This window comes from Nocardioides sp. (assembly GCF_029937575.1).
Classification (GTDB): Bacteria; Actinomycetota; Actinomycetes; order Propionibacteriales; family Nocardioidaceae; genus Nocardioides.
The window spans coordinates 65269-75582 of sequence record NZ_JAPYPS010000014.1 but is presented as its reverse complement, the minus strand read 5'-3'; the positions used below and the strand labels follow the sequence as shown (position 1 = coordinate 75582).

Here is a 10314-nt window from a genome sequence, read left to right as displayed (position 1 = left end):
CCCAACACTCCCTCGACACCGAGGCCCAACCCGAGTCCCACGGCGCCCGCCCCAGGGTGGGCGTGTTCATCGACCTCGAATCCCTTCAACAGGACTCCGACGACACCGGGCAGCCGGCGATGACCGACGACGGGCTCCGCCTCTCCCACGCCGCGGTCCGCCGCCTGGCCTGCGATGCCGACATCCTCCCCATCTGTCTCGGCACCCACGGCCAACCCCTCGACGTCGGACGCACCCAACGCCTGGTCACCACCGCGATCTGGCTGGCCCTCATCGCCCGCGACCGCCACTGTGCGTTCCCGGGCTGTACCCGCCCACCAGTGATGTGCCACGCGCACCACATCCGCCACTGGGCCGACGGAGGACCCACCAGTCTGAACAACCTCGTCATGCTCTGCGGCCACCACCACCGCACCATCCACGACACCACCTGGCAGGTCCGCCTCGCCACAGACGCCCGACCCGAGTTCCGACCACCACCCCGCAGACCCCACCACCCACCACCCGACCAATGGATCCGACAACGACCCAGAGCCGGGCCCTGACCACCACGACCACGACCGGTCGGACGGGGTCCCGCTCCTGCCTGGGAGTCTCGGTTCATGAGGATCTACGTGGCGGGACCGGTGGCCGACATCGCGACGGTGAGGGGGGTCCAGGAGGCAGTCGTCGCAGCCGGACACGAGCTGGTCCTCGACTGGACGCAGGACACCTCCCTCACCGAGGACGCACCTGGCCCCGTGGAGTCGGCTGCCCTTGCCGAGGAGGATCTCGACGCCGTCCTGGCCGCCGACGCGGTCGTGGTCGTCGCTTCCGCGCACGAGGGGCGGGGGATGTACGTCGAGCTGGGGGCGGCACTTGCCCGCGCGTGTCGGGGCGAGCTGCGCCACGTCGTCGTGGTGGGGGAGATCCAGCACGAGAGCGTCTTTCACTTCCACCCGGTCGTCCAGCGTGTCGCGAGCGTCCAGGACTGGCTGCGGCGCGAGCTCTGACCGGCCTCAGAGAAAGCCGCGAACCGTCTCGATCGTGTCCGCCTCGTCGGCGCTCTTGTCGTCGCGGTACCGCACCACTCGGGCAAAGCGCAGCGCTACGCCGCCCGGGTAGCGCGGTGATCGCTGGACACCGTCGAACGCGACCTCGACGACCTGCTCGGGGCGCACCGTCACCACCCAGTCAGTGCGCGAGGTCTCGAGCTGCTGGAAGCGCTCGGTCTGCCAGGCGAGCATCTCGTCGGTCATGCCCTTGAAGGTCTTGCCCAGCATCACGAGCTCACCGGGCCGCTCCGGGTCGCGAGCACCGAGGTGGAGGTTGGACAGCCAACCCCGGCGCCGGCCCGAGCCCCACTCGACGGCGAGCACGACGAGGTCCAGGGTGTGCACCGGCTTGACCTTGACCCAAGCCGCGCCCCGGCGTCCGGCGGCGTACGGCGCGGACAGGCCCTTCACCACCACGCCCTCGTGGCCGGCAGTGATGGCCGCCGCCGCGAAGGTCTCGGCCTGCTCGACGTCGGACGTGACGAGTCGGGCGACCCGGTGCTGCTCGGGCACCAGGGCCTCGAGCGCGGCGGCGCGTTCGTGGCCGGGGGAGTCGAGCAGGTCGTGGCCGTCGAGGTGCAGCACGTCGAAGAAGTACGGCGTCACCACGACGTCCGACTTCTGCTGCAGCGCCGTGCGTGACGACGTCTCCTGGAACGGGAGCGGTCGCCGGTCGGGACCGAGCGCGAGCGCCTCGCCGTCCAGCACGAACGAGTCGGCTGCCAGGCCTCGGGCCACCGCCACGACCTCCGGCAGACGCTCGGTGATGTCGTCGAGGCTCCGTGTCACCACCAGCACGTCGTCGCCGCTGCGGTGGACCTGGACCCGGATGCCGTCCAGCTTGGTGTCCACCGCGACGGCACCGCCGTCCGCTCCGCCCGCCTTCGACAGTGCCTCGCCGATCGTCTTGGCCGAGGAGGCAAGCATCGGCAGGACCGGGCGCCCGACCTCGAGTCCGATCTCCTGCAACGCCGTCACCCCGCCGTCGAAGGCAGGTCGCACCACCGGCAGCGTCGATCCCGCCAGCATCGCAGCGCGGCGTACGGCCGTCACCGGCACCTCCGCGACCACCGCCAACGCCTCCTGGACGAGTGCGTCGGAGGCACCCTGGCGCACCTCGCCGGTCACCAGGCCGCGCATCCACGGCTGCTCCTCCGCTGTGGCAGCAGCGAAGAGCGAGGCCACCGCCTCGGCTCGAGCCGCCTGCGACCCGGGCCCCGACATCGCCGCCAACGCCTCGAAAGCGGCGTCGACACCGGCCACTGTCAGGCTTGCTTCATCAGTGGGCGCCGGCAACGCGGAGAGTCCCCTCCATCCCAGACCCGTCCGGCGCTGGCGCAGTGACCCACCGATGAACGCCACCACCGTCTCCACCGCGGCATCCGGGTCCTGGTCGTCGCGGGCTCGGGCCAGCAGGTCGGCGATGGCGGCGACCTTCGCCTTGCGGGAACGCGTCGCGGCGACGGCTGCCGACACGTGCACGACGTCGAGAAGCAACATGGCTGTATTCAACACGGCCGTACCCCCAGCGGTACGACGTCGTTGAGCACCTAAGAGGGGTGATCACCCCTTGCTCCCCGCTTCTCCCACGCGACACCCCACCCAAGCCCCGAGATGACAGGTAACCCGTGATCCGCTCGAGACTCTCCGCCGCAGCAGTCCTGTCGGTAGCAGCACTGGCCCTCCCCACCCTGGCCCAGACGGGCGCAGTGGCTCAGACGTCGGCCCCCACGCCGACCCGCCCCGCCCTGCTGGGAGGTTCCGACACCGCCGTGCCGCCTGCGGGCGACGGCCTCGCGGACATGGCGTTCGACTCCCGCGAGGCGCTTGCGACGGTCCTCCCGACGCTCGCCCAGAAGCAGGCGCTGGCCAGGATCTCGCGCGCCACGGCCACCTGGAACCGCAGTGGCACGCCGCGCACGGTCTCGGTCGCCGGCGGCGCGCTGACCGGCCCGACGTCGGGTGCACCCCTCGCCATCGCGAAGGCGTGGCTGCGCGACAACTCGACCCTGTTCGGGCTGACGGCCCAGGACATGGCGGCGCTCAGCGTCGAGCGCAACCACGAGCTGCCCGGCATCAAGGCGACAGTGCTCAGCTTCTCCCAGAGCTTCGGCGGCTTCAGCGCCGGCATCGGCGGCATCCTCACCGTCGTGGTCGACCGCGCCGGCCGGGTCGTGTCCTACTCGGGCGACCCGGTCCGCACCAGCAAGCTGCTTGGCAGCTTCGACCTGACTGCGGCCGAGGCGCTGACCTCGGTCATCGACACCCTCGTGCCCGGGTCCGGGTTCCTCGCCAAGGCCACCGGAGAGGTGATGGGGGGCTACCAGGTCTTCGCCGGCAGCGTGCTCGGCCCCAACCAGCTTGTCCGCAAGATCGCGTTCCCCACCGCCGACGGTGGGCGAGCGGCCTACGCCGTGCTGGCGATCAGGGGTCTGGACGAGGCGTGGGTGACCATCGTGGATGCCGCGACCGGTGACCCGCTCTTCCGCAAGTCGCTGGTCGCCCACGAGTCCGAGGGCGACGTCTTCGAGAACTACCCGGGCGCCGCGAAGGGCGGCAAGCTGGTCACGAAGAGCTTCGGACCCACGCAGCAGTCGCCCGGAGGCTGGCTCGACCCGACCGGACTGGTGGGTCTCCCGGGCATCACCACCCTTGGCAACAACGCCAACACCGCGATCGCGTGGACGGTGCCGCTCGTCGCGGTCGACCAGTACAACCGGCCGATCGCTCTCGACGGGTCGTTCCGCTACGACTTCAAGAACAGCTGGCAGAAGTCCGGCGGCTCGCTCACCGGGTACCAGCCGGACGCCAACGCCGCGGCCACCAACCTCTTCTACCACCACAACCGGATCCACGACGAGTACTACGAGTTCGGCTTCACCGAGAGCGGGGGCAACTTCCAGCTCGTCAACAAGCCCGGTACGACGGGCCTGCCGGCCGACCCGATCTTCGGTGGCGCCCAGTCCGGGGCCCTGAACCTCACCGAGGCCGTGCTGCCGCTGGGCCGCAACAACGCCAACATGCTGACCCTGCCCGACGGCATCCCCGGGTTCACCAACATGTACCTGTGGGAGTTCGTCGACGACATCTTCGAGGGGCCCATCGCCGACGGCGACTTCGACGCCTCGATCATCCAGCACGAGTACAGCCACGGACTCTCCAACCGCTACGTCGGCGGTGGCGGTCTCGGCTCACTCGGTGGCACGCAGTCCGGCGCCATGGGCGAGGGCTGGGGCGACTGGTTCGCCATGAACGACCTCTTCCGTCGCGGCCTGACCCGCACCGCGGTCGTGGCGGCGTACGTCGGGGACCAGGACCGGGGCATCCGCAACTGGAACTACGCCAAGAGCCCGGCGACGTACGGCGACTACGGCTACGACATGAGCGGTCCCGAGGTGCACTCCGACGGCGAGATCTGGACTGCGGCGCTGTGGACCCTGCGCACGCAGATCCTGAAGACGGTGGGTGGCAACCAGAAGAAGGCTTCCGACATCGCCGAGCACCTGGTGATGGACGCGATGCCGATCTCGCCGCCGAGTCCCTCGATGCTCGACATGCGCGACGCGATCGTGAAGGCCGGCGAGCTGCGCTACAAGAAGAAGTACACCGACCTGATCTGGGACGCCTTCGCCGAGCGAGGGTTCGGCGCTTCGGCGAAGACGGATGGTGAGAACGACACCACCCCCAAGCCGGGCTTCGACGTGCCGAGGAAGTCGCTCAACGGCAAGCTGTCGCTCAAGCTCGTCAACGCCTCGGCCGGTGGACCGGTCAAGGGGGCCCGGGTGCTCGGTGGCCTGTTCGAGGGCCGGACGACCCCGATCTTCACCACCAACAAGTCGGGGCGCGGCAGCGCAGCGTTCGCGGCCGGGACCTACACCCTCACCATCCAGGCTCCCGGCTACGGCATCCAGTGCTTCCGGGTGCCGATCAGCAAGGGCAAGACGCTCCGGAGGACGATCAAGCTGCGACCCAACCTGGCCTCGGGCTTCTCGGGCGCCAAGGTCGTCGGCACCACGAGCGAGATGGCCGCGCTGCCTGCGGCCAACGCCTTCGACGACACCGAGACGACGTCGTGGCAGACCGCGTCCGTGGGCAAGGCCTACAACAAGGCCAAGGCCCGGTCCGCGACCGTGAAGCTCAAGAAGAAGTCGAAGATCGACCAGGTGGCGGTCAGCGTGCTCAAGCCGATCGGGCTGCCACGCTTCTCGGCGGCCAAGAAGGTCAAGGTCCAGACCTCCATGAACGGCAAGAAGTGGAAGACCGCCAAGGTCGCCTCCTTCAGGTTCATCCAGCCGCGACCCGCGGCCCCTGACCTCAACCTCAAGACCTACCGGCTGAAGAAGTCCGTGAAGGCCAGGTTCGTCCGCGCCGTACCCGTCAAGACGTTCGGCGACAGCGGCATCACGACGACCGCGATCGTGTCCGAGGTCCAGGTGTTCGGCAAGGCCAACGGCATCAAGCCCAAGCTGCCCAAGCCTGACAAGCCGGTCACCCTGTCCGGGTCCGCCACGGTCGGCAACATCGCGCAGGGCTCCCTGCTGGGCCTCGACCCCTACCGCCCCGGCGTGACGGAGCTGAGCTGGACGTGCCCCGGCCTGCCGACGGCCAACGGCGTCGACGCCTTCATGCACCGACTGCCCAAGGGAGCCGGCGACGGACGGCACGCGGCCACGCTGGACGTGTCGGTGCCGATCGGCGAGTTCATGCTCTACTTCTACGACGAGGACTGCGCGCCGATGTCCGGCGGCGGCTTCGCCCTCAGCGGGGAGACCATCACGATCCCGCCCGGGGCGGTCTACAGCGGCTTCCTGCTCCTGTACGGCGCCGGGGCGAGCTTCGACCTGAAGGTCACCGAGCCCCGCTGACCCAGGCGCTGACCCAGCAGGGTCAGGTGGGCGGGGAGTCGAGCACGACAGCGGCGACGGCTCCCCGCACCACCTGCTCGAAGACGCGCTCGAGGTCGTCGATCCCGCCGAAGTAGCCGCTGACCTCGAGCGAGACGAAGCCGTGCACGGCACTGAAGACGGCCATGCCCGTCGAGAGGATGTCGTCCTCGGGCAGGCCCGTGGAGCGGACCATCACGCCCAAGGCCTCGATCACCTCACCGGCAGCGTCGAAGAAGCCGTCCCGGTCGATCGGTGCGCGGGTGATCGCGGCGTAGCGCTGCGGGTAGGTGCGTGCGAAGTCGCGCAGCTGGTAGCAGAGCGCCTCGATCCCGTCGGCGCCGGCGCGGCCCATGGCGGCACGCTGGACGTGGCGGCCCATCAGGGCCATCGCCCGCACCTGGATCTCGGCGCGCAGGTCCTCCAGGTTGGCCACGTGGTTGTAGAGCGAGGAGACCCGCGTGTCGAGCTCGGCGGCCAGCAGGGTCATCGAGAGGGTGTCGTAGCCCTCGCGGTCGACGAGTGCCTCGGCCGCGAGCACGACCGTCTCGTGGTCGAGTCGCGCGCGCCGCTCGACGGGCACGGTGCTGCTCATCGCCTTCTCGTCTCCCCATGAAATCGATTCGTTCCAACACGAAGCACTATAGGCATCGCGGGCGGGTCGCGCTCACCAACCGGGCGGCAGGGCAGTGAAGTCGGCCTCGCGTCCCTCGGCGAAGGCGGCCAGCGCCTCGAGGTTGGCCGGGCCGCCCATCAGCTCGGCGAAGGCCGCGTTCTCGCGTTCTCGGGCCGCGGCGATCTCGGACCTCAGCGGCTCGGTCATCGTTCGCTTGACCGCCACCAGTGACGAGATGGGCCGTGCGGCCAGCACCTCTGCGTGGCGCCGCGCCTCGGCCAGCAGGTCGTCCGGCTCGCAGACCCGCCACACCAGGCCCATCTCGCGTGCCTGCTCGGCGTCGACCCACTCGGCGGACAGGAGCAGCCAGGCGGCGTTCTGGCGCCCGAGCAGCAGCGGCATCAGGTACGACGATGCCGCTTCGGGGGCGACGCCGAGGCTGGTGAAGGGGCACTTCAGGCGCGCCGTCGACGACATGAAGGCCAGGTCGGCGAAGCCCAGGACCGTGGCGCCGATGCCCAGGCCGAGCCCGTTGACCGCGCAGATCAGCGGCTTGGGGAAGGCGACGAGCGCGTCGAGGAGGCCGAGGAACCCGTGCGTGCCTCGCTCGAAGTCGGGGTCGGTGGCGAGCTGGTGCATCTCCAGCAGGTCGGTCCCGGCACTGAACGCGCGGCCGTTGCCGGTCAGCAGCACCACCGCGACCGTCGGGTCCCCGGCGGCGTCGAGGAGCGCCTGCGCCGTGGCGTCGTACAAGGCCTCGTTGAAGGCGTTGAGGGCATCGGGCCGGTCCAGGGTCAGTGTGCGGACTCGGGAGCCGTCGGAGATCTGCAACGTCATGGCAGCAGGGTAGCCACCCAACTAGAACGTGTTCTCGTTGTCCAGGCGGGTCCCGACGGTTCCTGTCGGGACCCGTCACTACGATCGCGGCATGACCTCGACCGGTGCCACGCGGGTGTGGCGTCCGGACTGGCCGTGCCAGGTCGCGGCGATGCTCGCCCAGCACCGCCACGGTGGCGGCGACCCGACGTACCGGCGCGAGTCGGCGGCCGGCACGGACCGGATCTGGCGCGGACTGCGCACCCCCGACGGCACGGCGACCCTCGCCGTCGCTGCCCGGCCACGCGACGGCGAGGTGCACGCCGAGGCGTGGGGGAGCGGCGCCCAGTGGGCGCTGGCGTCGGTGCCCGACCTTCTGGGAGCGAGCGACAGCTGGGAGGGCTTCGAGCCGCGTCACCCGCTTCTCGCGGAGGTCTGGCGCCACCATCCCGACCTCCGTCTGGGCCGCAGCGGTCTGGTCATGGAGGCACTGGTGCCGGCGATCATCGAGCAGAAGGTCACCGGACAGGAGGCGTTCGCCGGCTTCCGGATGCTCGTGCACCGGTACGGCGAGCGCGCGCCCGGGCCGGGAGCCGACCTGAAGCTGTGGGTGCAGCCCGATGCGGCGAGCCTCAGGTCCGTGCCGTCGTGGGAGTGGCTGCGGATGCACATCGACCCGGCCCGGTCCCGCACGGTCGTGAGCGTCGCTCGCGTGGCCGAGACGTTGGAGCGGCTCGCCTCGGTTGTCCCCGAGGAGGCCGACCGCCGGATGCGGAGCCTGCCCGGCGTGGGGGTGTGGACCAGTGCGGAGGTGAGGTCCCGGGCGTTCGGCGACCCCGATGCCGTCTCGTTCGGCGACTACCACGTGGCCAAGGACGTCGGGTGGGCCCTGACCGGCACGCCCTTCGACGACGACGAGCTGGCTGACTACCTCGAGCCCTACCGACCGCAGCGCGGCCGGGTGCCTGCCCTCGTGGCGGCGGGCGGGCTGCACCGCCCTCGCCACGGTCCGCGGATGGCGCCTCGCACCCACCTGCCGGGCAGGATCCGCTGACCTGCCTGCGCAGGGTCTCACGAGGTCGACATACCCAAAGTTTGTGACGTCGACCTCTCCCGGCCGCCCCCTCGATGTGATACCTGTTACACCCAGTAACAGTTACTCCTGCTCCCCGCCGCACAGACCACCGACACGAGGGACTCATGGGACCCACGTCCGAAGCCTCACCGCGCCCTGCCCTCAGCGTGATCGCTGCGGGCTCGCGCGCGGGCCTCGGCTCGTTCGGCGGCCGGGCGCGAGACGGCGTGGTCACCACCGGCAAGATCGTCGTGCTCGGCATCGAGGCGTCGGTCGCTGCCGTCTCCGACATCGCCGCGCGGCGCTTCTCCTGGTCGGAGTTCCTGCTCCAGGCGTGGTTCATGACTCGCGTCTCGCTGCTTCCGACGATCCTGGTCGCCATCCCCTTCGGCGTCATCACCTCGGTCCAGATCGGAGCCGTGGCCGGTCAGATCGGAGCGACGTCGTTCAGCGGCGCCGTCAACGGCATCGGTGTGCTGCGCCAGGGAGCGCCCCTGGTGGTGTCGTTGATGATCGCCGGGGCCGTCGGGTCGGCGATCTGCTCCGACCTGGGGGCCCGGACCGTGCGCGAGGAGATCGACGCACTCAAGGTGATGGGCATCAACCCCGTCCAGCGCCTGGTCGCGCCGCGCGTCGTCGCGGCGCTGGTCGTCTCCCTGCTGCTCACGGTGATCGTGGCGATGACGGCGATGGTGACCGCCTTCGTCCTCAACGTGGGCAACGGCTCCATCTCGGCCGGCGCCTACCTGGACTCCTTCGTCAGCTTCAGCCAGCCCACCGACCTCTTCCTGGCGGAGTTCAAGGCCCTCATCTTCGGCTTCGTGGCCACCATCGTGGCCGCGCACAAGGGGCTGAGCGCCTCCGGCGGACCCAAGGGCGTTGCCGATGCCGTCAACCAGGCTGTCGTGCTCAGCGTCATCCTGCTGGCCGTCATCAACGTCGCCATCACGCAGGCCTACGTGATGCTCGTGCCCCAAGGAATCGCATGAACCGGGGGAATCGCATGACCGGGGGAATCGCATGACCGGGGGAATCGCATGAAGACCGGACGCCGCGCAGGCAACCTCGTCATCGGCACCACCGACGGTTTCCTCGAGGCCTTCGCGTCGCTGGGCTCCTTCGCCTCGTTCGCCGCGACCACCCTGAAGAACGTCCCGTCCACGCTGCGGCTCTACCCGGCCGAGATGCTGCGCCAGCTCAAGGACATCGCCTGGGGGAGCGGCGCGCTCGTCGTGGGTGGCGGGACCATCGGCGTGATGATCCTGCTCTCGATCTCGGCCGGCACCTCGCTGGGCATCGAGGGCTTCAACGGCCTCGAGCTGGTGGGTCTGGCGCCGCTGACCGGCTTCATCTCCGCCAGTGCCAACACCCGCGAGCTGGCGCCGCTGATCGCCGCACTGGCCCTCGCCTCGCAAGTGGGGTGCCGCTTCACCGCGCAGCTGGGCTCGATGAAGATCCACGAGGAGGTCGACGCGCTCGAGGTGATGGCGGTCAGCCCGATGCGCTACCTGGTGACGACCCGGGTGGTCGCCTGCATGATCGCCATCCTGCCGCTCTACCTGATCGGTCTGATCGGTTCCTACGTCGCCTCGCAGGTCTCCGTCGTCGTGCTCTTCGGCCAGTCCGCAGGGCAGTACGACCACTACTTCTCGACGTTCATCCAGGGGCGCGACGTCTTCCTGTCGGTGGTCAAGATCCTGATCTTCGCGATCGCGGTGACTCTCATCCACTGCTGGTACGGCTTCAAGGTCACCGGGGGTCCCCAGTCGGTCGGTGAGGCGACGGGTGCGGCGATCCGAGCCAGCATCGTCGTGGTCGTGGTGCTCGACATGATCCTCACCCTCATCTTCTGGGGTGGCGACCCCGGTTTCCGGGTCTCGGGGTAGACGA

At 69.9% G+C, this 10314-nt stretch carries 9 protein-coding genes; 6 read left to right on the top strand and 3 right to left on the bottom strand.

Annotation, left to right across the window (positions count from 1 at the left end):
• Together Q1K33_RS07585 and Q1K33_RS07580 are read left to right on the top strand one after the other, a co-directional pair.
• Nucleotides 1–545: HNH endonuclease signature motif containing protein (locus Q1K33_RS07585; RefSeq protein ID WP_300402334.1), on the top strand; the 545-nt coding region annotated here is incomplete at its 5' end.
• A 57-nt stretch (nucleotides 546–602) separates the two neighbouring features.
• Nucleotides 603–992 (top strand): hypothetical protein, encoded by a 390-nt coding sequence (locus Q1K33_RS07580; protein WP_300402332.1) that lies wholly within the window; start codon nucleotides 603–605, stop codon nucleotides 990–992.
• Nucleotides 993–998: 6 nt separating this feature from the next.
• Here Q1K33_RS07580 and Q1K33_RS07575 read toward each other — a convergent pair whose 3' ends face one another.
• Nucleotides 999–2534: an ATP-dependent DNA ligase gene (locus tag Q1K33_RS07575; protein WP_300402330.1), complete on the bottom strand. Its 1536-nt coding sequence runs from the start codon at nucleotides 2532–2534 to the stop codon at nucleotides 999–1001.
• Between the two features lie 128 nt (nucleotides 2535–2662).
• Between Q1K33_RS07575 and Q1K33_RS07570 the strand changes: the two genes are divergently transcribed.
• Complete coding sequence (locus tag Q1K33_RS07570) at nucleotides 2663–5899, top strand: M36 family metallopeptidase (RefSeq protein ID WP_300402328.1); 3237 nt, start codon at nucleotides 2663–2665, stop codon at nucleotides 5897–5899.
• 22 nt (nucleotides 5900–5921) lie between these two features.
• Here the strand turns inward: Q1K33_RS07570 and Q1K33_RS07565 are convergent, their stop codons facing one another.
• The gene (locus tag Q1K33_RS07565) at nucleotides 5922–6512 is read right to left on the bottom strand and encodes a TetR/AcrR family transcriptional regulator (RefSeq protein ID WP_300402326.1); all 591 of its coding nucleotides are present in this window, start codon (nucleotides 6510–6512) and stop codon (nucleotides 5922–5924) included.
• Between the two features lie 72 nt (nucleotides 6513–6584).
• Complete coding sequence (locus Q1K33_RS07560; RefSeq protein WP_300402324.1) at nucleotides 6585–7370, bottom strand: enoyl-CoA hydratase-related protein; 786 nt, start codon at nucleotides 7368–7370, stop codon at nucleotides 6585–6587.
• 91 nt (nucleotides 7371–7461) lie between these two features.
• Between Q1K33_RS07560 and Q1K33_RS07555 the strand changes: the two genes are divergently transcribed.
• From Q1K33_RS07555 to Q1K33_RS07545, 3 genes are all read left to right on the top strand, one after another.
• Nucleotides 7462–8403, top strand: a complete 942-nt coding sequence (locus Q1K33_RS07555) for a DNA-3-methyladenine glycosylase 2 family protein (protein WP_300402322.1) — start codon at nucleotides 7462–7464, stop codon at nucleotides 8401–8403.
• 146 nt (nucleotides 8404–8549) lie between these two features.
• Nucleotides 8550–9413: an ABC transporter permease gene (locus tag Q1K33_RS07550; protein ID WP_300402320.1), complete on the top strand. Its 864-nt coding sequence runs from the start codon at nucleotides 8550–8552 to the stop codon at nucleotides 9411–9413.
• A gap of 48 nt (nucleotides 9414–9461) precedes the next feature.
• Nucleotides 9462–10310 carry an ABC transporter permease gene (locus Q1K33_RS07545; protein ID WP_300402318.1) on the top strand — a complete coding sequence of 283 codons (849 nt, stop codon included), beginning with the start codon at nucleotides 9462–9464 and terminating at the stop codon, nucleotides 10308–10310.
• Nucleotides 10311–10314: the final 4 nt, after the last annotated feature.

Coding starts and splice junctions, on each gene's coding strand:
- Q1K33_RS07580 (WP_300402332.1), top strand. CDS start 603: ATGAGGATCTACGTGGCGGGACCGGTGGCCGACATCGCGACGGTGAGG.
- Q1K33_RS07550 (WP_300402320.1), top strand. CDS start 8,550: ATGGGACCCACGTCCGAAGCCTCACCGCGCCCTGCCCTCAGCGTGATC.
- Q1K33_RS07565 (WP_300402326.1), bottom strand. CDS start 6,512: ATGAGCAGCACCGTGCCCGTCGAGCGGCGCGCGCGACTCGACCACGAG.
- Q1K33_RS07560 (WP_300402324.1), bottom strand. CDS start 7,370: ATGACGTTGCAGATCTCCGACGGCTCCCGAGTCCGCACACTGACCCTG.
- Q1K33_RS07575 (WP_300402330.1), bottom strand. CDS start 2,534: ATGTTGCTTCTCGACGTCGTGCACGTGTCGGCAGCCGTCGCCGCGACG.
- Q1K33_RS07545 (WP_300402318.1), top strand. CDS start 9,462: ATGAAGACCGGACGCCGCGCAGGCAACCTCGTCATCGGCACCACCGAC.
- Q1K33_RS07555 (WP_300402322.1), top strand. CDS start 7,462: ATGACCTCGACCGGTGCCACGCGGGTGTGGCGTCCGGACTGGCCGTGC.